Here is a 22,978-nt window from a genome sequence, read left to right as displayed (position 1 = left end):
TGGGGTTAGCCGTGCCCGAAGGTAACGACGTCGAGATTCAGCGCACCGCCCCGGCGGAGAACCGCGGCACAGGCATTGAGAGTGGAACCGGTTGTAAAAACATCATCGACCAACACGTAACGTTGAGCCGGATTAATGGTGGCCCCCGGAGCCAAGGCAAAGGCATTTTTCAGGTTCTTCTGACGCGCCGACCGGTCGTAGTGCGTTTGCGATTCGGTGTGCACGACGCGACTCAGCAAATCCTCCACGCGAGCCTGTCCGTCAACCGCTTGCACCACACACTCAGCCAGCAGGCGGCTCTGGTTGTAGCGCCGCTGGCGCAGTTTTTTCGGGTGCAGCGGCACGGGCACCAGCACCGCGTCGCGCAGGTAGTCGGCGTAGCCCGGCACCGCCGCCATGATGATCGTGATGTCCTCCAGCACCTGGAGCCCGTGGTGATACTTGAGGGCGTGCACCAGCGACCGGCCCGGGCCCTGCAGCAGGATCGCGGTCTTCCCTGCGCCAAACTTCGGCTCGAGCATCTCGCAATGCGGACAGAGCCGGTTGACCTCCGTCGCGCCGTAATACGGATGACCGCAGGTCGTGCAGTGCGGGGGGCCGACCACGAGGAGGTGCCGCTCGCACGCCGGGCACAGGTGCCGCAGCCGCCCGCCCTCGACCATTCCACCACAGTGCACGCAGCTCCGGGGGAAGATCACATCGAGCCGGTCCCGCCAGAGTTCTTGGAATCCGGAATTCACGGGATGAGTTAACCACCGATGGCCACCAAGGTCGCACCAATGAAATGACCTAAAACCGGGCCCTACTGCATTCAGATGGGAGCGCGGCTTCAAAATACATTTCACCGCAAAAAATTCTGGTGAGTTTTCGCCAGCGGTGAGCCTACCCGTTGCTGGTCGAACCGGTGAATCGCGTGAGATCCATATCCGGCAAATGACGAGCACTACCCCCCCGCTTCGCATGCTCTGGGCCAGGAGCATGGGTCAGTTGGATTCCCCACACGGACGGGGCCACCACCCGATGTTCGCTCCAGGCCGTCGGTGCGGAGAGGGCTTATCGAAAAGGCCGACGACCAATGCCGGCCATGCCATTTGGGGCCAGCCTAGGAGTTCCGGCGTGGCACGAATAAAGGGGCATCCTGCTCTACTCAGCCCAAGAGGAAACCCGGGGGCCGATGTGCGGTTCGCCATCGCCGGTGACGAAAATTATTATTCAGACAGGGCAAAAGATAACAGGCGCACAGACAATCGCAATATACGCATAGTTCCCGGCGGGGAAAAATTGTAGTCTCTTGCCATGTCCAACAACCCACGCGTCGGTCATGAGAAAGAATGCGCCTTGATTGTCCGCTTTACGCGGACTGTGCCCACCGGCTTCATCAAGGCATCGCTGGTCGCCTTGCTGGCGGCCATGGCCGTCACGGCCCGCGCCTTGCCCAGTTTCGCCCGGCAGATGAACCTGCAATGCGCCGCCTGCCACGCCGAGTTTCCCATCCTGACCGACATGGGCCGGTTGTTCAAGCTGAGCGGCTACACCATGAGCTCCGATCAGAGCATGCTCCCGGTCATCGCCGCGATGATCGAGCCGTCGTTCACCAATACCCGCATCGGGCAGGACGGCGGGGCCGCTCCCGGGTTTGCGGCCAACAACAATTACGCCACGACCCAGGCCAGCCTGTTCTATGCCGGCCGTTTGTTCGGTCCCTATGCCTCAAAGCTTTTCGGAAACTCCGCCGCCTCGTTCCTCAACAAGATCGGCATCTTCTCCCAGATGACCTATGACGGCGTGGCCAAGACCTGGTCCTGGGACAATACCGAGCTCCGCTATGCGGACAACGCGGCCGTGTCGGGTCACAACGTGTTGTGGGGCGTTTATCTCAACAACAATCCGACCCTGCAAGACCCGTGGAATACCGTGCCGGCCTGGGGGTTTCCCTTCGCGAGCTCCAAACTGGCTCCCACGCCGGGTGCGGCCCCGTTGATCGCCGGTGCCCTGGCCCAGCAGGTGGCGGGGGTGGGAGCCTACGCGATGATTGACAACAAACTCTACCTCGACCTGGGCGCCTACAAGACACTGCCCAGCCGCGTGCAACATGCCCTGGGCATCGACCCGTCGGGTGAAACCCAGATAGCCAGCCCGGCGCCCTACTGTCGGATTGCCTACACCCAGTCGGCCGGAGGCGGAGCCTGGGAAACGGGGCTTTTCGCCCTCGCCGCGTCCGCCTATCCCGGACGGGATAACAGCGCCGGCACCGACCGGATGGTGGACTTTGGCATCGACACCGAGTTCCAGAAGACAATTGGCGCAAACGACCTCACCACACTCGTCACCTACATCCATGAGAGTGACAAATGGAACGCGAGCCAGGCCCTGGGCAACACGGCGAAGAGCTCGGGCACGCTCGACGAGTTCAAGGGCTCGGTCCACTACCTCATCGACAAGACCTATGGCTTCGCGGTGCAGTATTTCTCGGTGACCGGCTCGTCGGACAGCCTGGCCTATGCGAGCAGCCCCGAAAACTCGCCCAACAGCGACGGTTATATCCTGGAAGCCGACTACCTGCCGCTGAACAAGGGCACCGGCCCGGCGTTCTGGCCACGGAGCAACGTCAAGTTCTCGCTGCAATACACGGCCTACAACCGCTTCGACGGCTCAAAGACCAATGTCGATGGCGGCGGACACTCCGCCAAGGACAACAACACCCTGTATCTCCAGGCTTGGTTCGCATTCTGAGCCACCCCCCCACCGCACCACCTTTGGTTTCCATCCGTTCAACAACCCAACCCACGACTAAAATGAAATACCCACGCATCCTGTCCGCCCTGGCCCTGGCCTGGCCTTGCCTGATTGTCCTGCCCGCCCTCCGCGCCGAGGAGGCGGTGAAGACGATTGTCATCGTCTCCAACGACAACATGAAATTCAGCGTGACCCATATTGACGCCGCACCCGGGGAAAAGCTCCATGTGCAGCTCCGCAACGAGGGCACGATGCCGAAGAACGGCATGGCGCATAACTGGGTCCTGCTGCAAGCCAACGCGGATCCGTCCGCGTTCGCCATGGCCGCGATCTCGGCCCACGACACGAATTACATTCCCAAGGCCCTCGCCCCCCAGGTCATCGCGTCGATTCCCCTGCTCGGGCCCACCGAAGTGGGCGACGTCACATTCGTCTGCCCGACCAAGCCCGGGAAATACGTATATATCTGCTCATGCAACGGCCACTCGCTGGCCGGCATGCGGGGCGAATTGGTGGTCAATTAAGTCAACCGCGGTAACCGGCAGATGCCAGACGCTCCATTTCGATTTCCAGAGTTGGCGCCTGGCACCACTCCGTCAGGTTCCGACCCACCCCGGGGCTTCATCTACCTGACGGAGTAGGGCCAGGGTGGTGTCAGACAAGTTCGGTTCATATGGTAGGAGCCTGCTTGCGGGCGATTCAGGCGTGGGGATTGGCTCCGCGGGTCAAAATCGCCTGCAAGCAGGCTCCTACATCCGGAAATTGGTCTCTTGAGATCAGGCAGTGAACTTATCTGACGGGACCCTAGACCGTGTTGGCGAAATCAGTAAGCGGGACAAGCGAAGATCGCGGCGAGTTGGACAATGGCGAGCGAAGGGCCAACACGCCCCAGTTCGATGCTCGAACGCCCCTCGGACAGTGATTGACCATAGATAACAAGGAAAGGCGGCTACGTCGCATACGCCGGGTCGTTTTTTCAGTCCGACCGATACCGGGTCCAAGGCGCCGCCCGCAGCCGCGCCGGCGCGATCCGCCGGCCGGTCGCCTCGCACACGCCATAGGTGCCGTGCAGGATGCGGTCGAGGGCGGCGTAGATCTCGCCCAGCGCATCCGGCTCCCGGGCCAGCAAGGCGCGGATGAAGTCGCGGTCAAACCGGTCGGCGGACTGCGGCGACTGTTGCTCCTGGATCAGGTGGTCGCGCAACGCGGTCAGGGTTCGGTAATGCCAGGCCCATTGCGGATTCACGCGGAGCCGGTCCCGGCGCGAGCGGGCAGGGTTGGATTTTGACATGACTGGTTGGGTCGAGTTGACCCCGCCAGTCTCGCATTTTTCCCGGCCAGCCGCTGGTGCTTGCTTGGCCTTCGTTGCTCATATCTTGCGATTCTGCGCCCCGCCGGCCGCCTCCATCCTAGCTGCCGGTGCCCTGTGTCTCGACCCAGCGCACGGCGTGCCGGACCAGCGCGGTCGTGTCCCGCAATTCGAGCTTGGCCTTGAGATTGCCCCGGTGCACGTCGACCGTCTTGGTGCTCAGGCCGAGCTGTCTCGCGATTTCGCGGGTGCTCCGCCCGTGGCCGACCAGCTGGAAGACCTCGAACTCGCGGTCGGTCAGCTTCCCCAGCGGCGAGCCCGCGCCCTGCGCCTTCCGGCCGGAGAAACTGTCGAGCAGCTGCGCGGCCATGCGCGGGCTGACGTAGACTTGGCCGCTGAAAATCTGCCGGATGGCCGCCAGGAGATTTTCCCCGCCGGCCTCCTTCATGATGTAGCCGCGGGCCCCGGCGCGCAGCGCACGCTCGGCGTAGACCATCTCGTCATGCATGGACACGACGAGAATGGGGAGCGCCGGAAACTGGGCCAGCAGGTCCTTGAGGAAGTCGAGGCCACTCCGGCCCGGCATGGTCATGTCGGTGAGCACCAGATCAATCCCGCCGGTGGCCAGCCGCTGCAGCGCCTCGGCCGGGTTGCTCGCTTCGCCGCAGACCACGAGGTCGGGCTGCCGCTCGATCAACTGGGCCAGGCCGGCCCGCATAAAGGGATGATCGTCCACGAGCAGGATGCGCCGGCGCGTGGCCGCCGTCGTAGGCGGTGGCGGTGCGGAAGGCGTGGATTTGCGAGGAGGGCGTTTCATTTTATCCCGGGCAACCGGCAGCGGATGGTCGTGCCCCGGCCGGGCTTCGTGTCCACCGTCAGTTCGGCTCCGATCACGCTGGCCCGGTGGTGCATCACCTGCAAGCCCAGGCCCCGGCCCCGGGCGGGCAGGAATCCCCGGCCGTTGTCCGTCACGCCCAGCTCCAGCCCGCCCGGACCGCGGGTCAGGGTCAGGACAATCTGCTTCGCCCGGCTGTGCTTCAGGGCGTTGTTTACCGCCTCCTGCGCGATGCGGAAGAGGTGCCCCGCCACCTGATTGTCCTCGACCGGCACCATCACCGGGCAATCCAGGCGGCATTCAAGCCGGCCCGGGACATTGGCCCGCTCTGCCAGCTCGATGAGGCTCGCCCAGAGGGCGTCGGGGTCGTCCTGGACCGGCACCAGCCCGCGCGCGAGCGAGCGCACCTGGCCGATCGACTCGCGCAACAGGCGGCCGATGCGCTCCGCCTGCTTCGCCAGGCGGGGATCAGCAGCCACATCCTCCTTCAACCCGGCGCACAGGATCTCGATCGCGGTGAGCTGCTGGCCGAGGCCGTCGTGCAGGTCCTCTCCGATGCGGTGCCGCTCCTTCTCGCTGATCTCGAGCAACAGGGCCTGGTCGGCCTTGCGCTGCGTGATGTCAGTGCGGATCGCCACATACTGCGCCGGTTTCCCGGCGGCATTGAGGAACGGAAAGATGGTCGTCTCCACCCAGTAATAGGACCCGTCCTTGGCGCGGTTCTTGATCTCGCCGTGCCACACGCGGCCCCGCCCGATCGTGCCCCAGAGGTCGCGGAAGAACGCCTTGGGGTGGTGGCGCGAGTTGATGATCCGGTGGTCCTGCCCGATCAACTCTGCCCGCGAATATTGCGAGATCGCGCAGAACTTGTCGTTGACGAAGGTAATCCGCCCCGCCGCGTCGGTGATGGCCACGATCGAATGCTCATCCAAGGCCGCGCGGACGTCCTTCAACTCGCCGATGAGGGTCAGGAGCTTCTGCTCAGCCAGTTTCCGTTCCGTGGTGTCGCGGGCGATCTTGGAAGCCCCCACCACGCGACCCCGGGCGTCCTTGATGGGCGAAACCGTCAGGGTAACATGGATGAGCCGGCCGTCCTTGTGCCGCCGCACCGTCTCGTAGGGTTCGACGCGCTCGCCCCGGCGGATCCGCCGCAGAATTTTCTCCTCCTCGTCCTCCCGGTCGGGCGAGATGAGGATTTTCACCGGCTGGCCGATCATTTCCGCCGCGGAGTAGCCGAAGATCCGCTCGGCGGAGCGGTTCCAATCGGTAACCCGGCCCGAGAGGTCCTTGGCGATGATGGCGTCGTCCGAGGACTCGATGATGGCCGCGAGCCGCCGCTGGAGGGAGACCAGGTCGTCCTTTTTTTGGGCGGCAGGCGGCTTGGACGGCATGGACCATGGCTAACAGCCCCACGCGGGGATGAGCAAGGCCGGACAATCCTACGGCTTGGCCAGCCTAAAGGATTTCCCTAGTCCGAAACCGCCCCGCCTCCAATTACGCGAAACCACGCGGGCTGGTATTGTCGGGCCCATGGAAACCACGACTTCCCCTCTTCCCCCGACCGACAGCGCCCGGCGTGAAGCCTCCGAGTTCGTCGCCTTGCTCCAGGCCTCCGACATCTTCCGCGACTACCAGCGCGCCTTCCAGTCGATCACCGGCCTGCCCCTCGCGCTGCGCGCGGCCGGCTCCTATCAGCCGCCGATGCAGGGCACCAAGCTGGGCAACCCCCTCTGCGCCCTGCTGGCCGGCCGCAACAAGACCTGCGCCGCCTGCCTCGACCTGCAGCAGCGCCTCGAGCAAACCGCTTGCGCTCAGCCGGGCACGGCCCAGTGCTTTGCCGGCCTCAACGAGTCCGCCGTGCCGATCCGCCTCGGCGAAAAAATCATCGCCTATCTCCAGACCGGCCAGGTGCTGTTCCATCTGCCCACTGCCGCCGAATCCCGCCAGGCCGCCCGCCAGGCCGCCGCGCTGGAGCCCACCCTCGACCGGAAGGAGGTCAGCGCCGCCTTCCGGCAATCGCGCGTCGTCGCGCGCGCGCAATACGACGCCATCCTGCGGCTGCTGGCCATTTTCGCCCAGCAGCTCGCGGCCCTGAGCAACCAGCTCATGGTCAAGCAATCGCTCGCCGAGGCGCCGGTGATCACCCGGGCCCGCGCCTACATCACCGCGCACCTCTCCGAGGACCTCTCCCTCGTCCAGGTGTCGCAGGCGGTCGGCATGAGCTCGTTCTACTTCTGCAAGAACTTCAAGAAAGGCACGGGCCTCAACTTCACCGAGTATCTCTCCCGCCAGCGGGTCGAGGCCGTGAAGCAGCTGCTGCTCAATCCCTACAAGCGCGTGAGCGAGGCCGCCTACGAGGCCGGCTTCCAGTCCCTCTCCCAGTTCAACCGCGTTTTCCACCGCATCGTCGGCGAGTCCCCCTCCCTTTACCGCGAGCAGCTGCACGCCCCCACCCGGGCGGCGAGCCACCACCGGCTCCAGGCATGCGCGGCCTGACCCGGGCGCGCCCCGTGAAATCACCGGCGAAACAGCCGACTCGCCGCTCGCCCGGCACCGCTGACGCGCTCCGGCGGTTGCGGGCCCTGGCGCCCGGCGATGAAAGCCGCCTGCAGGAGTTCTTCCACTCCCACACTTTGGACACGATCTACGAACGCTATGGCGGCCTGGTCGCCACCATGACCACGGAACGCGCCCACGAACTGGTCGGCGTCGACCAGACCCGCGACTGCGCCCTCGCCATTTTCTCCCGCGACGGCCGGACGATCCACGCGGTCGGCCGCTATTGCCTCGATGCCGCGGGCGACACGGCCGAGCTGGCCTTCGTGGTCCGGGAGAACCAGCGCCACCAGGGCCTGGGCACCACCCTGCTGCAGCAGCTGATCGGCACGGCCCGGAACCGCGGACTGAAGCGCCTCTGGGCCCAGGTGAACACCCACAACGCCGCGATGCTCGGCATCTTTCGCCGCCACGGCTTCACCATCGTCCCGGAACCCGGGATCGCCCTCGTGAACGCCACCCTGGTCCTGCCCTCCCCCGCGTCCCCCGTTCGCTCATGACCATCCACGCCGCCGACTGGAAAGCCCACGCCGTCTCCGCCGCCGACGCCACTGCGTTCGTCCGCAGCGGCACGAACGTCTTCATCCACGGCGCCTGCGCCACGCCCACGCCGCTGATCGACGCGCTCTGCGCGCGGTGCGACCTGGAAAACGTGCGGCTCTACCACCTCCATACCGCCGGGCCGGCTCCTTTCGCCGGCCCGGGCCGCGAGAAGGAATTCCGCTCCGTGTCGCTCTTCACCGGCGCGGCCCTCCGCCAGGCCGTCGCCGAGGACCGGGCGGATTTCGTCCCCATCTTCCTGTCCGATATTCCCGCCTTGTTCCTGAGCGGCCAGGTGCCGCTCGACGTGGCCGTGCTCCAGGTGTCGCCGCCCGATGCCCACGGCATGTGTTCGCTCGGGACCTCGTGCGACGCGGCCATGGCTGCCGCCGGTACCGCGCGGATCATCATCGCCGAGATCAATGCGCAGATGCCGCGCACCCACGGGAACAACGTCCTGCCCCTCGCCCGCATCGCCGCCTTCACCGTCACCGACCGGCCGCTGCTCGAGCACCCGGCCGCACCGGAAACGCCGGTCGAAGCCCGCATCGGCGAGCTCGTCGCCGGGCTGATCGAGGATGGCTCGACCCTGCAGATGGGCATCGGCGGCATCCCCAACGCGGTGCTGGCCCGCCTGCAAGGCAAGCATGACCTCGGCATCCACACGGAGATGTTCTCCGACCGGGTGGTGGACCTCGTCGAGTCCGGCGCCGTCACCAACCGCCTCAAGGCCAACGGCACCGGCCGCATCGTCACCAGCTTCATCAACGGCACGCGACGGCTGTTCGACTTCGTCCACGACAACCCACAGGTGGCCTTCTACCCCTGTGACTGGACGAACGACACCGCCGTCATCCGCCGCAACCCGAAGGTGGTGGCCATCAACTCGGCCATCCAGATCGACCTGACCGGCCAGGTCTGCGCCGACTCGATCGGCCACCGCATCTATTCCGGGATCGGCGGGCAGATGGATTTCATCCGCGGCGCCGCGCTGTCCCCCGGCGGCAAGCCCATCATTGCGCTGCCCGCCACCGCCGCGGGTGGCCGTGTATCGCGCATCACCTTTCAGCTGGCGGCCGGCGCCGGGGTCGTGACCACCCGCGGACACGTGCACTGGGTGGTCACGGAATATGGCGCCGTGAACCTTCATGGCCGGACGCTGCGCGAGCGCGCGGCGGACCTGATCTCGATCGCGCACCCGGACTTCCGCGCCGAGCTCCAGCGCGACCTGCGCCTGCTGCGGCCGGCGGCGTGAGGCGGCCGCGCAATCCATGCGCACCAAATGACAGCCAACTAATGCCAAGGGACGGTGAGCCGCCCCGGCCCTTTGGTCGTAAGCTGGCGGAGTGGAAACCGCCATGCTCCAGGCCCTCTCGGCCCAGCGCCGCGACATCCGCCTCAACTGGGAAGCCCTGTTGCGGCTCGAGCGGCCGTCCTCGCCCCTGGCGAACCCGGACACCTTGGTGCACTTGCTGGACCGGAGCCTGGAGGAGATTTTCCGGGACCTGGCACTCTGGTCGTCGCGCGCCCATCCCCATGCCTACGCACCGCAGTGCCCCTGCGGCCTGAATCCCTGGCTCGCGTATCTGGACGCCGGCCGGCAGGCGCTGCGCGCGGCCCTGATTGACGTGCAGGTCGCGACGCCGGGACTGAGCCATGCGGCCCGCGACGAGGCCCTGGCCTGTTTGGAGCAGGTATTGGATCACATCGCCCGCCGGGAGATCGAGTCCTTCTGCGCCGTCTGCCAGTCCCGCCCCCGGGCGCACCGTCAAACGTCGCCGGCCGGGCCCGCGCACCACGCGCACCAGGCCCACCCCTAGCCGAGCTTCCCACGATAGGCCGAGGGCGGTTCGCCGGCGACGCGGCGGAAGACCCGGTTGAACTGCGAGAGCGACTGGAACCCGGCCTCGTAGGCGGCCTCGCTCACGCGCTTGTTGGGGTTGAGCAGCAACTCCTTGACCTTCTCCACCCGCACGCGGGCCACGTAATCGGTGAACGTCAGGCCGGTCGCCTTGCGGAAGCTCTTGCAGAAATAAAAGGCGCTCATGTTGACGGCCGTGGCGACCTGCGTGAGCGACATCTCCGCGGCGTGGTGTTCCGTGATGTAGGCCCGGGCCCGGCCGATCGCGGGCGCCTCGCGCGCCTCCTCCTGCACCGCGAGCTGGTTGCTGAGCGCGCCGAGGTGCTGGGCAAAAATGGTGAGGAGCTGGAGGATGGACTGGTATTGCTTGGGCGGGACCACGCGGCTCCGCCCGTAGGCGGCCGCGAACTGCGGCAGGTCCGCCTCGACGCCGAACCGCGCCAACAGTCCCGTCAGCTTGCGTAGTTGGGCGGCGGTCGGCTTGCGCAGCAGCACCTGGCCGGTTTGCAAGAAAGCGACGAGCTCCTCGCCAACGCGCACCGGCACGGCCGAGTCCGACAACCCGGCCGCACACTGCAGGGTCTGCGGCTCGACCGTCGTCGCCTCCTCGACCCGCTGCTGCAGCTGCAGGCAGGACGCGCAGGTGTGGTTTGTGCCCGCCATCAGGGCGCAGAAGGGATTTTCATTCGGGTCGCCGTGATGAGGCAGGTTGAAACTCCCGCGACCGCGCAGCGCCAGCGGCAGGCCCGTGGTCTCGCGAAACGCCTTCTCGTAGTCGCGATAGATCTGCGACCGGCGGAGCTGCTCGACCAGCGGGCGCGGCGGGCGGAGAGCGAGGGAAACGGGCATGCCTATCCCGTAGGCCCCGGCCCGGTCCGCCGCAAGCGCCCGGGCCCTCCACGCCAAATAATGCACAGCACTCCGCAAGGAATGCACAAGCGGGCCTACAGCCCGAGGAACTGGATCGCGCAGCCCGCGAGCAGGACCGTGCCGCCGGCCAGTGCGTGGCTGTAGCGGCTCAGCCTCAGCTCCGGGAGCAGCCGGATGCCCTGCAGGGCGAGCAGCACCACGGCGAGCATCGTGCCGATGGTCAGCACGCTGAAGCTGATGACCACCGTCCAGACATCGGACCAGCTGCCGCGGGCGGCGGGATACATCACCAGCGGGATCATCGTCTCGCAGGGGCCGAAGATGAAAATCGTGAAGAGGATCCACGGGGTGAGCCGGAAGCCCTCCGCCTCGCCGGGCGCATGCGCGGGATCGGGGCCGGGCCCGTGGACGTGCGGCTGATGCCGTGCGGCGCGCTTCAGGCCCCACACCAGGTAGACGAGCCCGAAGGCGATCATGGCCCACGCGGCGAGGTTGCCGCGGAAACCCTCGATGAACTGCACTCGCTCCAGGCCGTAGCCGAGCGTCACGCCGAGCAGCGCGAGCCCGACGGAGCTGCCGACATGCCCGAGGCCGCAGAGGGCCGTCCAGAACGTGGTGCGCGCCACCGACCAGCGGCGGGCCTTGCCCATGACGATGAACGGCAGGTAATGATCCGGTCCGGCCAGCGTGTGCAGGATGGCGACCCCCGCGGTGCCGAGCAGCAGCACGGACATTTGCGGGGCTCCGAGTGTGTGGGCGTGAAATTCGGGGATCATGCTCGGGCGGCCGCCAGCCGGGCGGCGTGGGTATGGACCGCCCGCACCACCGCCGGCACCACCGCCGCCACGGCCGCGGACAGTTCGGTGCACATCGGCTTCACCTCCGCCACCGCGATGGTGTAGAGGTGGATCCGGGGCAGCCGGCCCAGCAGGGCGGCCGCGGCAAAGAGATCCTTCAACCCAAAGTCATGGGCTCCCAACCCACGCGGAAGGTCACCGACGAATTCAGGCTGAAGGAAGGTGATGGTGCCGGCCCGCCGGCCGTCACGGGTGGCGTCGATCATGATGATGTCGTCCGCGCCGTCGAACTCCGTGAGCAGGTTGACCCCGCCGGTGCCGCCGTCGAGGAGGCGCACGCCGGCGATGGGCCGCTCGCGTTCGAGCCGGCGCAGGACGTGAATGCCCACGCCTTCGTCGCCCATGAGCAGGTTGCCGACGCCAAGCACCAGCACGCGGTCGCCCGCGGCGCCCTGCGGGGCGGCGGCGTTGGCCTCGCCAACCAGGGTGGAATCGATCAGGGCGGGCATGGGATCAAAGGATGGGTTTGGGGTTCGCCGGCGGTGTGACCGGTTCCTTTTGCCGGGCGGGCAGCCCCGACAGGCCGGTGGCTTCCGCGTCCGCAATCTTGTGCTTCTCCATGAACTTCCAGCCGCCGACGATGGACGACAGCACGCCGTGGCCCTCGACGTAGTCGTGGTAGAATACGAGGTAGACATGGATGACCGTGAAGACGATGAAGGCCCACAGCGCCGCGAAGTGGAAGAGACGCAGGTTCTGCTCGCTGCCGAAGAGCGGCACGAGCCAGGCGAACAGCTGCGGGAAGGGCGACGAGCTCATCGAGGCGTAGAGCGCGAAGCCGGACGCGATCTGGAAGACCGTCAGCAGGCCGGTGACCGCATACGTGAAATAAGCCACCGAGTTGTGGCCAAGCGTGTGCACGGGCTGGTCGCTCGACTGCAGGATGTCGACCTTGAGCACGTTCCAGACCTGGCGGATCTGCGTCTTCCGCAGCGGCAGAAAATTCCGCCAGCTGGCGTATTTGTTGCCGGCGAAGGCCCAGTAGATCCGGAAGACGAAATTCGCCAGGAACACATAGCCCACGGCGAAGTGCACGAAGCGCACCCAGCCAAACCAAAAACTGCCCGAGGCCTCGCCGGAATTGAGCAGGCCCGGCGGGTGCGCGATCAGCCAGCCGGTGACGCCGAGCGCGGTGATGCTGGCGGCGTTGATCCAGTGGAACCAGCGCACCGGCTGTTCCCAGACATAGACGCGTTGGTAATCATGGGAGGCGTTCATGGGGCGGGCCTCCGGGTCAGTTGACCACCAGCTCGTGCCGCGCGATTTCCTTCCTGTCCTCGTAAAGGTGGACGGCGCAGGCGAGGCAGGGGTCGAACGAGTGGATGGTGCGGATGATCTCGAGGGGCTGCTGCGGATCGTGCACCGGGGTGCCGATGAGCGCGGCCTCGTAGGCCGAGCGCTGGCCCTTGGCGTCGCGGGGCGAGGCGTTCCAGGTGCTCGGGACGACCAGCTGGTAGTTGGCGATTTTCCTGTCGTTGATGACGATCCAGTGCGCCAGCGCGCCGCGCGGCGCCTCGCTGGTGCCGACGCCCTTGCAGGTCGTCGGCCAGGTGGCCGGCTCCCACTTGTCACGCGTGAAGGTGCGGGTGTCACCCGCCTTGATGTTGGCGAGCAGCTGGTCGTAAAACTCCAGACCCCAGCGCGCCGCGAGGCGTGACTCGATCGCGCGGGCCGCGGTGCGGCCGAGCGTGGAGAAAAGCACGGTGGCGGGGGCTTGGAGAGCCGCGAGGGTCTCGGTCACGGCGTCCTTGATCTCGGGGGTGCCGGCGGCGTAGCCGACGAGCATCCGCGCGAGCGGGCCGACCTCCATGGCGTGCCCTTTCCAGCGCGGCGTCTTGAGCCAGCTGTATTTGGCGTCGACGTCGAGGTTGGCGTAGGGCGGCTTGGGGCCGGAATATTTCAGCTTGGTCTCGCCCTTCCACGGGTGGAGGCCGGCGGCGGCGTTGTCGTATTCATACCACGAGTGGTCGATGAATTCCTGGATGCCGGTGTCGTCGCGCGGGTCGACGGCGTGGATGGTGGACAGGTCGCGGCCGAGGATGGCGCCGCGCGGGAACTTGTAGCTGCTGACGTCGTTGAAGCCGTTGGTCGGCAGGTCGCCGTAGCAGAGATAATTCTCCAACCCGCCGCCGATGCCGGCCCAGTCGAGGTAGAAGGGCGCGACGGCCAGGACATCAGGGACGTAGACCTGCTCGATGAATTGCTGGCCCTGCTTGAGCAGATCCCCGACCATGGCAAGGCGCTCCGCGTTGATGGCGTTGGCCTCGTTGATGTTGATCGAGCACGGCATGCCGCCGACCAGGTAATTGGGATGCGGGTTTTTCCCGCCGAAGATGGTGTGGACCTTGACGATCTCCTTCTGCCACTCGAGGGCCTCGAGGTAGTGGGCGACGGCCATGAGGTTGGCCTCGGGCGGAAGCTTGAAGGCGGGATGGCCCCAGTAGCCGTTGGCAAAGATGCCAAGCTGGCCGCTCTCGACGAACTTCGTCAGGCGCGTCTGGATGTCCTTGAAGTAGCCCGGCGAACTCTTCGGCCACTTCGACACGCCCTGCGCGAGCACAGAGGTGGCGACCGGGTCGGCCTTGAGGGCGCTGACGACGTCCACCCAGTCGAGGGCGTGCAGGTGGTAGAAATGCACGACGTGGTCCTGCATGTATTGCGTGCAGAACATGATGTTGCGGATCAGCTCGGCGTTGGGCGGGACCTTGACGTCAATGGCGTCCTCGACGGCGCGCACGGACGCGAGCGCGTGCACGGTGGTGCACACGCCGCAGACGCGCTCGCAGAACGCCCAGGCGTCGCGCGGGTCACGGCCCTTGAGGATGATTTCCAGGCCGCGCACCATGGTGCCGGCGCTCCAGGCGTCGATGATCCTGCCATCCTTGATTTCGGCCTCGATGCGGAGGTGGCCTTCGATGCGGGTGACAGGGTCGACGACAATGCGGGTGCTCGTGCTCATGAGGCGGGGATTGATTTAAGGTTGGGGCGGCTGTTCGGTTTTCTCGGCCTGCTCGGCGTTCTCGCCGGCTTGCTCGCCGATCTCGGCGCGCTTGCGGAAGTTGGTCATGACGGCGTGCGCGGCGGCACCCACCACGGCGGCCCCGGCGGCCACGGCGCCGAGCTGGTCGGCGGTCGCCTCGATGCCGAAGCCGGGGAAGTTGGGCAGGCGTTGATAGAACGGCCCGTTGTCCCAGAAATTCGACTCGGAACAGCCGATGCACGGGTGGCCGGACTGGATCGGAAAGCTGACGCCGCCATTCCAGCGGATCGTGCCGCACGAGTTGTAGGTGGTCGGGCCCTTGCAACCGACCTTGTAGAGGCAGTAGCCCTTGCGCGCGTTCTCGTCGTCGAAGCTCTCGACGAAGAGGCCCGCGTCATAGTTGGGCCGGCGGTAGCAGGTGTCGTGGACGCGGCGGGAATAGAAGGCCTTCGGGCGGCCGAGATTGTCGAGCTGCGGGATGGTGTCGAAGGTCAGCAGGTGCACGAGCACGCCGGCCATGACCTCGGCGATGGGCGGGCAGCCCTGGACGTTGATGATGGGCTTGCCGGCGATGATCCGCTTGATCGGCATGGCCTGGGTCGGGTTGGGCTTGGCGGCCTGCACGCAGCCGGAGCAGGCGCAGTTGCCCCAGGCGATGACGGCCTTGGCGTGCTCCGCGACCTCCTCGGCAATGCTCTTCGCCGTCTTGCCCCCGATGCAGCAATAGACGCCGTCCTCGCCCATCGGCACGGAGCCCTCGATGCAGAGGAGATACTCGCCCTTGTATTTCGCGATGGTGTCCTGCAGCGCTGCCTCGGCTTGGTGGCCGGAGGCGGCCATCAGCGTCTCGGTGTAATCGAGCGAGATCTTGTCGAGGAGGATGTCCGCGACGATCGGGTGCGAGCTGCGCAGGAAAGATTCGCTGCAGCAGGTGCACTCCTGAAAATGGAGCCAGATGACCGGGATCCGTTTCCGCGTCTCGAGCGCCTTGACGATTTTCTCGACGCCGGAGGCTTGGACGCCGATACAGGCACCCATCCAGGCGCAGAACTGCAGGAACTCGCGGCGGGACACGCCGCGCGCGGTGATTTGCTCGTAGATCGTGGTCTCCACTCGGATGGCCGGGGCGATTTCAGTGGGCATGTTGGGGAGCGGGAAGCTGGCGGACGGGCCAGAGGTGACGCGTTGAAGGTTGGACGACGGCAGGCGGGTTTCGGGGTTGGCCGAGAATAGCGGAAAAAGGCCCCGGCAGATGAGCGTCCCTTGGCATACACTGCTCGTCTTTTGCGATGGGGCGGCGCGCGCTGGACGCGGCGGGTTGCGTGGCGCATACCTTCGTCCTATGCACGAGGTCGGTATCATGGAGTCGGCGCTGGCCGCCATCAGCCAACAGGCCGGAACCCACGGCGCCACGCGCGTGGCCCGGATCGTCCTGCGCATCGGCGCGCTGTCCGGCGTGGATGTCGAGGCCCTGCGCTTTGCCTATGACGCGCTGACCCCGGGCACCATCGCCGCCGACGCCGTCCTGGAGATCCAAAGCGTGCCCGCCCGCGCGCACTGCGGGCAGTGCGACACGGATTTCGGCGCCACCGGCGGCTTCATCCTCACCTGCCCCCGGTGTCGCGCCTTCTCGAGCGACATCCGCGCCGGCCGTGAGCTCGACATCGCCCGCCTCGAATTCCCCGTCCTACCATGAACACCCCCGCTCCCACCCTCGCGGAACCTTCCCCGGGCTTCCGCATCAACGCCCTCACCGGCGCCGCCACCGGGTCCTCCCGCGCGCTCTCCGGTCCGCTGGCCGCCGAGATCGCCGCCGCGCTCGCGGCCAGCGAAAACGGCGAGGTCGCCGTCCGCTCGGTTGACGTCAACCTCCCGCTGCTCGAAAAGAACGACATCCTCGCCGAGCGCAACCGCGGCTATTTCCTCGGCCGCGGCCTGGCCGCGCTCAACCTCGTCTCCTCCCCGGGCGCCGGCAAGACCACGCTGCTCGAGCGCACGCTCGACGAGTTCGGCCGCTCGACCCGCTGCGCCGTGCTGGTCGGCGACCTCGAGACCGACAACGACGGCCGCCGCCTGAGCCGGCCGCACGCCCCGGTCGCCCAGATCACCACCGGTACGGTCTGCCATCTAGACGCCGGCATGATCGCCCGCGCGGCCCAGTCCCTCGACCTCGCCGGCGTGAAGGTCCTCTTCATCGAGAACGTCGGCAACCTCGTCTGCCCCGCTTCCTTCGACCTCGGCGAGCAGGCGCGCGTCGTGCTGCTCTCCACCACCGAGGGCGAGGACAAGCCCCTGAAATATCCGCCCATCTTCAAGTCCGCCGACCTCGTGCTCCTCACCAAGGTCGATGTTGCGGACGTGCTCGGCTTCAAGCGCGATGTCGCCGTCGAGAACATCCGCCGCATCGCCCCGCAGGCGAAGATCATCCAGCTCTCCAGCCGCACCGGCGAGGGCCTGGCCGAGTGGTATGACTACCTGCGCGCCCTCGCGGCCCGAATCTGAACAGCCCATGGTCGCCGCCCCTCCCATCACCGATGTGCTCCTCCGCGTGCGCGGCACGGTGCAGGGCGTGGGCTACCGGCCCTTCGTGCACCGCACCGCCGCGGACCTCGGGCTGCGCGGCTGGGTGATCAACGATGCCGAGGGCGTGCTCATCCGCGCCGCCGGCGATCCCGCCCGCGTGGACGAGCTGGCCGCAGCCCTCCAACACGACGCGCCGCCGGCGGCGACCGTGGACTGTGTGGACCGGCTGGAACCGCGGCCGGATTCGGCGCCCGCGGGCGCCGGCTTCACCATCGGCGCGAGCCGGAGCGGTGGCGAGATCGCGACCGCCATCCCGGCCGACCTGGCCCTGTGCGCCGACTGCCGGCGCGAACTCCTCGATCCCGCCGACCGGCGCCACCGCTATCCGTTCATCAACTGCACGCAGTGCGGGCCGCGTTACTCGCTCATCGAAGGACTGCCCTACGACCGGCCGCACACCACGATGCGCGCCTTCCCGATGTGCCAGGCCTGCCAGCGCGAGTATGACGACCCAGCCAGCCGCCGCTTCCATGCCGAGCCCAACGCCTGCCCGAAGTGCGGCCCCCATCTCACCCTGTGCGACGCCGGCGGCCAGGTCCTCGCCGAGCGCGACGCGGCCCTCCGTTCGGCGCGCACGCTGCTGCAGGGGGGCCTCATCCTCGCGGTGAAGGGGCTCGGCGGCTACCACCTCATGTGCGACGCCACCAACGAGGGCGCCGTGACCGCGCTGCGCCAGCGCAAGCACCGCGACCAAAAGCCGCTGGCCGTCATGTTCCGCGGCCTGGTCGAGCTGCGCGCCCACGCGGTGGTTTCGCCCGCGGCCGCCGCGCTGCTCACCTCGATCCAGGCGCCCATCGTGCTCGTGCCGCGACGGCCCGACGCCGAGCTGGCCGCCGGCGTCGCGCCCGGCAACCCTTGGGTTGGCGCCCTGTTGCCGAGCACGCCGCTGCACCTGCTCCTGCTCGCCGCGGTGGATTTCCCGGTGGTCGCCACCAGTGCCAATCTGTCCGAGGAACCGATCTGCACCGACAAGGCCGAGGCCCGCCGCCGGCTCACGGGCATCGCCGACCTCTTCCTCGAGCATGACCGGCCGATCGCCCACCCCGTGGACGACTCGGTCGTGCGGCTCGCGACCGGCGACGAGCCCATCCTGCTGCGCCGCGCCCGCGGCTACGCGCCCGCCCCGTTTCCCCTGCCCGGCCGGCTGCCCGGCCCGCTGCTGTGCGTCGGCGGCCAGATGAAGAACACCGTCGGCGTGGCTGCGGGCGACCGCCTCGTGCTCAGCCCCCACCTTGGCGACCTCGACAACCTCGCCACCCAGGAGGTCTTTGTCCGCACCATTGCCACGCTGGCGCAGTTGCACGGCGCGGATTTCGCCGCCGTCGCACACGACAAGCATCCCGCCTATGCCTCGACCCGGCACGCGCAGCAGCTCGGCCTGCCGTGCGTCGCCGTGCAGCATCACCTCGCGCACGTGCTCGCCTGCCTGCTCGAGCACCACCACCCCGCCGACGGCGTGCTGGGCATCGCCTGGGACGGCACCGGCTACGGCGAGGATGGCACGGTCTGGGGCGGTGAATTTATTCTGCTCCGGCAGAACCACGCCGAGCGATTCGCGCGGCTGCGCCCCTTCCGCCTCGCCGGCAGCGAGGCGGCCGTGCGCGACGCCCGCCGCGTCGCACTGGGCCTCGCCCGGGAGGCGGGCGGCTTCCCCGCCCTGGCGGCGCGCTTCAACTATTCCGACCGCGACGCCGCGGTGCTCAGCGCCATGCTGGCACAGCAGCTGAATTCGCCGCTATGCTCGAGCGCCGGGCGGCTGTTCGACGGCTTCGGCGCGCTGCTCGGCCTCGGCGAAATCAATCGCTTCGAGGGCCAGGTGCCGCTCGCGGTCGAGGCGGCCGCCACACCCTTCGCCGCGGACTCCCGCCTGCTACCCTTCCCCATCACCCGCGCCGTCACGCCGGGCGCCCGGCTTGAGGTGGACTGGCGCCCTGCGGTCTCGGAGCTGTTGCACCTGCGCGGCGATGCCGCCGCGGACGCCGCCGCCCTGCATCGCGGCCTGGTCCAGGCGATGGTGGAGGTGGCCCGGCAGGCCGGCGCCGGCACCGTCGTGCTCACCGGCGGCTGCTTTCAAAACGCCTTGCTCCATTCGCTGGCGACCGCCGCCCTCACCGACGCGGGTTTCCGCGTCCTCGTGCACCGGCGGCTTTCCCCCAACGACAACTCCATCGCCGCCGGCCAGGCCCTCGCGGTGCTGTGGAATCTCACCTCCGTGACCTTACCGAACTAAACACCCTCACAGGAGATAACGGAGGTAACCGAGATCAACCCGGTCTCTGTTTTCTCCGTTTCCTCCTGTGGAATCCTGATTCCAACCCCCTACTCCCATGTGCCTCGCCGTCCCCGGTAAAGTCCTCGAAATCGTCGGGGACGATCCCCTGCTCCGCGCCGCGAAGGTCAGCTTCGCCGGCGTCGTCAAACTCATCAGCCTCACCTGCACGCCCGAGGCCAGGGTCGGCGACTACGTGCTCGTCCACGTCGGCGTCGCCATCAGCACCGTCGATCCCCAGGAGGCCGCGGAGACCTTCCGCTACCTCCAGCAGATGGGCGAGCTCGACGGCCTGGAAATACCGCCCGGTGCCACCGTCACCCAGGAGGCCGCCCCATGAAATACGTCGACGAATACCGCGACGCCGCCCTCGTCCACAAGCTCGCCGCCGCCATCGCGCGCGCGACGACCCGCCCCTGGACCATCATGGAGATCTGCGGCGGCCAGACGCACGCCATCGTCAAGTTCGGCCTCGACGACCTGCTCCCGAAAAACATCACGCTCGTCCACGGCCCCGGCTGCCCGGTCTGCGTGACGAGCGCCGACCTGATCGACCAGGCCGTCGAGCTCGCCCGGCGGCACCGGGTGATCCTCTGCTCGTTCGGCGACATGCTGCGCGTGCCCGGCAACGGCCTGGACCTGCTCACCGCCAAGGCGCGCGGCGCCGACGTACGCATCATCTACTCGCCCCTCGACGCCGTCACGCTCGCCAAGGAGAACCCGGCGAAGCAGGTGGTGTTCTTCGCCGTCGGCTTCGAGACGACCGCCCCGGCCAACGCCCTGGCGGTGCTCACCGCGGCCCGGGAGCACGTCCCCAATTTCTCCATCCTCACCTCGCACGTGCTCGTGCCGCCGGCGATGCGCGCGATCCTCGGGTCGCCCGACAACCGCGTGCAGGGCTTCCTCGCCGCCGGCCACGTCTGCACCATCATGGGCACGGCGGAATACGGCCCGATCGCCCGCGAGTTCGGCGCGCCGATCATCATCACCGGCTTCGAGCCGGTGGACATCCTCGAAGGCATCCTGCTCTGCGTGCAACAGCTCGAGAGCGGCCGCGCGGCAGTCGAGAACGCCTATGCCCGCGCCGTGCGCCCCGAGGGTAACGTCCACGCCCGTCGGATCGTCGAGCAGGTCTTCGCCATCTGCGACCGCGACTGGCGCGGCCTCGGCGTCATCCCGCAAAGCGGGCTGGCGGTGCGGCCGGCCTACGCGACGTTCGACGCCGCCCGGCGCTTCCCGCTCACCACCGCCGCGACGACCGGCGCCACGGAGTGCATCAGCGGCGAAATCATGCGCGGCATCAAGAAACCGCACGACTGCCCCGCGTTCGGCACGCGCTGCACACCCGAGTGCCCGCTCGGCGCCCCGATGGTCTCCAGCGAAGGCGCCTGCGCCGCCTACCACCGCTACCGCAGCCGCCAACCGCAACTCGTCTCGGTCACCGAGGCGATTTAGCAGATCCGCGGCAATTGCTCGCCGCTGAGGCGGTCCACGATCCGCTCGGAGCCGATGATGCTCCGCTGCGTTACCTGCCCGGCGGGGCCGGTCTGCACCGTCCCGATGATGACCGGCGTGCCGCCCGGTGCCGTCCTCTGCAAAATCTCCAGCGCCCGGCCCGCCTGCGCCGCGGGCAGCAGGCAGACAAACCGGCCCTCGTTCGCCACGTAGAGCGGATCGAGCCCAAGAATCTCACAGGCCCCCTGCACGAGCCCCGACACCGGCACCTGGGCGGCATCGATCGCGATGGCAACTTTCGCCGACTCGGCCAGCTCGACGAGCGAGGTCGCCAGTCCGCCGCGCGTGAGGTCGCGCAGGCAGTGGATCTCCAGGCCGGCGTCGAGCAGCGCCTGCACCGGCGCCGCCAGCGGCGCGCAGTCGCTCTCGATCGCACTTTCAAATTCCAGCCCAGCACGCGTCGCCATGATCGCCATGCCGTGGCGGCCGATGTCCCCGCTCAGGATGACCGCGTCGCCCGGTCGGATGCTCGCCGGCGCCACGGTCAGCCGCGTTTCGATCACCCCGACCCCGGAGGTCGTGACGTAAAGCCCGTCGCCCTTCCCGCGCTCCACCACCTTGGTGTCGCCCGTGACGATGCTTACCCCGGCCGCCGCCGCGGCCTCCCGCATGGCGGCGACGACCTGCTGCAGCGTCACGATCGGGAACCCCTCCTCGAGGATGAACCCGGCGCTGAGCCAGAGCGGCCGGGCGCCGCACATCGCCAGGTCGTTGACCGTGCCATTGACGGCGAGGGTACCGATGTTGCCGCCGGGGAAAAAGAGCGGGCTGACCACATGGGCGTCCGTTGTGAACGCCAGGCGGCTCCCGTCGGGCAGGCGCAGCAGCGCCCCGTCGTGCTGCGCCTCAAGGGCCGGGTTGGCGAACGCGGGCCGGAACACCCGGTCGACCAGCTCCTGCGTCAGCCGGCCGCCACCGCCGTGGCCGACGGTGATCTCGGTCCGGTGCGACAGGGGCACGGGACACGAGAAACCGGTCGGGGCGGGCGGAGGTGACAGGGACATGCGGTTATCATCGCATCTTTGCCGCCGGACCGCTCGGCAGGGGTTGCGATAGGCTGTGCAGTTCTTGCGGGCCGGATCAGGCCTCGGGCCGCCGGCTCTGGAGGGTGTGGATGTAGTTGGCCCGCTCGAAGGCCGCCGGATCGTGGCAGCGCGCCAGGTTCAGCCGGCCGCGAAACTCCTCGATCTTCGCGAAGCCGTGCTCCCGCATCCAGCCGGAGAGGCCGCGGCAAAGGGTGGTCAGCACGCCCGGGCCGTGCCGGAGCAACACGGAGACCAGTTGCACCGCGTGGGCTCCCGTGAGCAACGCCTTGGCCGCATCGCCCGACGAATGGACCCCGCCGCCCGCGGCCAGCGAGCCGCGCACCTGCGGGGAAAGGATCGCCAGCCAGCGCAGGCGCAGCAGGAGCTCGGCCGGGTCGGACAGGTGCAGCTGCGGCCGCACCTCCAGCAGGACGGGATCAACATCCGGCTGGTAGAAACGGTTGAAGAGCACCGTCCCGGCCGAACCCTCCAGCTCGAGGGCGATGACCAGCTGCGCCACGGAGGAGTGAAAGGGCGAGAGTTTCACCGCCACCGGAATGCGCACCGCGGAGACCACCTCGCGGACCGTGGCCAGCATCTCCGTCTCCACCTGATCCGCCGCCACGGCGGGGTCGGTGATCACCTGGTAGAAATTCAGCTCGATCGCGTCGGCCCCGGCCTGCTCGATGCGGGGCGCGATTTCCGTCCAAGCCCCCGGGCGGTGCCCGTTGAGCGAGGCGATGACCGGGATCGACAGGTGCTGCTTCAAATGCGCCACGTGCCGGAGATACTGGGCGGGAGAGAGCTGGTAATCCGCATAGGCGGGAAACGACGGCGTGTCCTCCCCCTCCTCGTCCCTGGACGGGGCCGGCGTCGTGAGTTGTTCCGCGAACAGCGAGCGCAGCACAACCGCGCCCGCGCCGGCATCCTGCAAGCGGCGCGCCGTGTCGGCGTCGTCACACAGCGGGGAGGCGCCGACAATGAAGGGACTGCGCAGGGTCAGCCCGAGGTAGCGGGTCGCGAGGCTCATGGGGTTGGGGGC

Annotated in this window: 23 protein-coding genes; 11 read left to right on the top strand and 12 right to left on the bottom strand. The window is 67.8% G+C overall.

Annotated elements, in window-relative coordinates:
* Positions 1–5: 5 nt before the first annotated feature.
* Complete coding sequence (locus BLU29_RS14310) at positions 6–740, bottom strand: ComF family protein (RefSeq protein ID WP_091059263.1); 735 nt, start codon at positions 738–740, stop codon at positions 6–8.
* Between the two features lie 556 nt (positions 741–1,296).
* Here BLU29_RS14310 and BLU29_RS18150 point away from each other — a divergent pair.
* On the top strand, positions 1,297–2,733 hold the full coding sequence (locus tag BLU29_RS18150; protein ID WP_157693893.1) for a cytochrome C: 1,437 nt from the start codon (positions 1,297–1,299) through the stop codon (positions 2,731–2,733).
* 62 nt (positions 2,734–2,795) lie between these two features.
* A complete protein-coding gene (locus tag BLU29_RS18145) occupies positions 2,796–3,260 on the top strand; it encodes a plastocyanin/azurin family copper-binding protein (protein ID WP_157693892.1) in 465 nt (154 codons plus the stop codon).
* A gap of 452 nt (positions 3,261–3,712) precedes the next feature.
* Here the strand turns inward: BLU29_RS18145 and BLU29_RS14300 are convergent, their stop codons facing one another.
* The 3 genes from BLU29_RS14300 to BLU29_RS14290 all read right to left on the bottom strand — a co-directional run bounded on the left by BLU29_RS14300 (position 3,713) and on the right by BLU29_RS14290 (position 6,271).
* Positions 3,713–4,027 (bottom strand): TraR/DksA C4-type zinc finger protein, encoded by a 315-nt coding sequence (locus tag BLU29_RS14300; RefSeq protein WP_091059261.1) that lies wholly within the window; start codon positions 4,025–4,027, stop codon positions 3,713–3,715.
* Between the two features lie 118 nt (positions 4,028–4,145).
* A complete protein-coding gene (locus tag BLU29_RS14295) occupies positions 4,146–4,862 on the bottom strand; it encodes a response regulator transcription factor (protein WP_091059259.1) in 717 nt (238 codons plus the stop codon).
* The gene (locus BLU29_RS14290; RefSeq protein ID WP_091059256.1) at positions 4,859–6,271 is read right to left on the bottom strand and encodes a PAS domain S-box protein; all 1,413 of its coding nucleotides are present in this window, start codon (positions 6,269–6,271) and stop codon (positions 4,859–4,861) included. The genes BLU29_RS14295 and BLU29_RS14290 overlap by 4 nt, the downstream gene beginning before the upstream one ends.
* A 139-nt stretch (positions 6,272–6,410) precedes the next feature.
* On the opposite strand from BLU29_RS14290, the gene BLU29_RS14285 reads away from it, so the two are divergent.
* The 4 genes from BLU29_RS14285 (at position 6,411) to BLU29_RS14270 (ending at position 9,796) form a co-directional block, all read left to right on the top strand.
* Entirely contained in the window at positions 6,411–7,376 is a 966-nt protein-coding gene (locus BLU29_RS14285) for a helix-turn-helix domain-containing protein (protein ID WP_091059252.1), read from the top strand.
* Positions 7,364–7,936 carry a GNAT family N-acetyltransferase gene (locus tag BLU29_RS14280; protein WP_091059251.1) on the top strand — a complete coding sequence of 191 codons (573 nt, stop codon included), beginning with the start codon at positions 7,364–7,366 and terminating at the stop codon, positions 7,934–7,936. The genes BLU29_RS14285 and BLU29_RS14280 overlap by 13 nt, the downstream gene beginning before the upstream one ends.
* Positions 7,933–9,231, top strand: coding sequence for an acetyl-CoA hydrolase/transferase C-terminal domain-containing protein (locus BLU29_RS14275; protein ID WP_091059248.1), 1,299 nt, complete (start codon positions 7,933–7,935; stop codon positions 9,229–9,231). Before BLU29_RS14280 ends, BLU29_RS14275 begins: the two co-directional genes overlap by 4 nt.
* Before the next feature lie 103 nt (positions 9,232–9,334).
* The gene (locus tag BLU29_RS14270; RefSeq protein WP_091059245.1) at positions 9,335–9,796 is read left to right on the top strand and encodes a hypothetical protein; all 462 of its coding nucleotides are present in this window, start codon (positions 9,335–9,337) and stop codon (positions 9,794–9,796) included.
* Here BLU29_RS14270 and BLU29_RS14265 read toward each other — a convergent pair.
* From BLU29_RS14265 to BLU29_RS14240, 6 genes are all read right to left on the bottom strand, one after another.
* Complete coding sequence (locus BLU29_RS14265; RefSeq protein WP_091059243.1) at positions 9,793–10,686, bottom strand: helix-turn-helix domain-containing protein; 894 nt, start codon at positions 10,684–10,686, stop codon at positions 9,793–9,795. The genes BLU29_RS14270 and BLU29_RS14265 overlap by 4 nt on opposite strands.
* Before the next feature lie 95 nt (positions 10,687–10,781).
* Positions 10,782–11,441, bottom strand: a complete 660-nt coding sequence (locus tag BLU29_RS14260) for a hypothetical protein (RefSeq protein ID WP_197677720.1) — start codon at positions 11,439–11,441, stop codon at positions 10,782–10,784.
* Between the two features lie 38 nt (positions 11,442–11,479).
* On the bottom strand, positions 11,480–12,013 hold the full coding sequence (locus BLU29_RS14255; protein ID WP_157693891.1) for a hydrogenase maturation protease: 534 nt from the start codon (positions 12,011–12,013) through the stop codon (positions 11,480–11,482).
* 4 nt (positions 12,014–12,017) lie between these two features.
* Positions 12,018–12,782 (bottom strand): Ni/Fe-hydrogenase, b-type cytochrome subunit, encoded by a 765-nt coding sequence (gene cybH / locus BLU29_RS14250; protein WP_091059235.1) that lies wholly within the window; start codon positions 12,780–12,782, stop codon positions 12,018–12,020.
* A gap of 16 nt (positions 12,783–12,798) precedes the next feature.
* Positions 12,799–14,523, bottom strand: coding sequence for a nickel-dependent hydrogenase large subunit (locus tag BLU29_RS14245; protein ID WP_091059232.1), 1,725 nt, complete (start codon positions 14,521–14,523; stop codon positions 12,799–12,801).
* Between the two features lie 15 nt (positions 14,524–14,538).
* Positions 14,539–15,687 carry a hydrogenase small subunit gene (locus BLU29_RS14240; RefSeq protein WP_091059229.1) on the bottom strand — a complete coding sequence of 383 codons (1,149 nt, stop codon included), beginning with the start codon at positions 15,685–15,687 and terminating at the stop codon, positions 14,539–14,541.
* A 199-nt stretch (positions 15,688–15,886) separates the two neighbouring features.
* Here BLU29_RS14240 and hypA point away from each other — a divergent pair, with 199 nt between their 5' ends.
* The 5 genes from hypA (at position 15,887) to hypD (ending at position 20,851) form a co-directional block, all read left to right on the top strand.
* Positions 15,887–16,240 carry a hydrogenase maturation nickel metallochaperone HypA gene (gene hypA, locus BLU29_RS14235; protein WP_091059228.1) on the top strand — a complete coding sequence of 118 codons (354 nt, stop codon included), beginning with the start codon at positions 15,887–15,889 and terminating at the stop codon, positions 16,238–16,240.
* The gene (hypB, locus tag BLU29_RS14230) at positions 16,237–17,046 is read left to right on the top strand and encodes a hydrogenase nickel incorporation protein HypB (RefSeq protein ID WP_091059225.1); all 810 of its coding nucleotides are present in this window, start codon (positions 16,237–16,239) and stop codon (positions 17,044–17,046) included. The genes hypA and hypB overlap by 4 nt, the downstream gene beginning before the upstream one ends.
* A gap of 7 nt (positions 17,047–17,053) precedes the next feature.
* Positions 17,054–19,357, top strand: coding sequence for a carbamoyltransferase HypF (gene hypF / locus BLU29_RS14225; protein WP_091059224.1), 2,304 nt, complete (start codon positions 17,054–17,056; stop codon positions 19,355–19,357).
* 97 nt (positions 19,358–19,454) lie between these two features.
* On the top strand, positions 19,455–19,736 hold the full coding sequence (locus tag BLU29_RS14220; RefSeq protein ID WP_091059221.1) for a HypC/HybG/HupF family hydrogenase formation chaperone: 282 nt from the start codon (positions 19,455–19,457) through the stop codon (positions 19,734–19,736).
* Positions 19,733–20,851, top strand: coding sequence for a hydrogenase formation protein HypD (hypD, locus tag BLU29_RS14215; RefSeq protein WP_091059220.1), 1,119 nt, complete (start codon positions 19,733–19,735; stop codon positions 20,849–20,851). The genes BLU29_RS14220 and hypD overlap by 4 nt, the downstream gene beginning before the upstream one ends.
* Here the strand turns inward: hypD and hypE are convergent.
* Entirely contained in the window at positions 20,848–21,915 is a 1,068-nt protein-coding gene (gene hypE / locus BLU29_RS14210; protein ID WP_091059217.1) for a hydrogenase expression/formation protein HypE, read from the bottom strand. The two genes, hypD and hypE, sit on opposite strands and share 4 nt — an antisense overlap.
* 76 nt (positions 21,916–21,991) lie before the next feature.
* Entirely contained in the window at positions 21,992–22,966 is a 975-nt protein-coding gene (locus BLU29_RS14205) for a dihydroorotate dehydrogenase-like protein (protein ID WP_091059216.1), read from the bottom strand.
* Positions 22,967–22,978: the final 12 nt, after the last annotated feature.

The organism is Opitutus sp. GAS368, from assembly GCF_900104925.1.
Taxonomy (GTDB): domain Bacteria; phylum Verrucomicrobiota; class Verrucomicrobiia; order Opitutales; family Opitutaceae; genus Lacunisphaera.
This window is presented reverse-complemented; position numbering and strand designations above follow the sequence as displayed.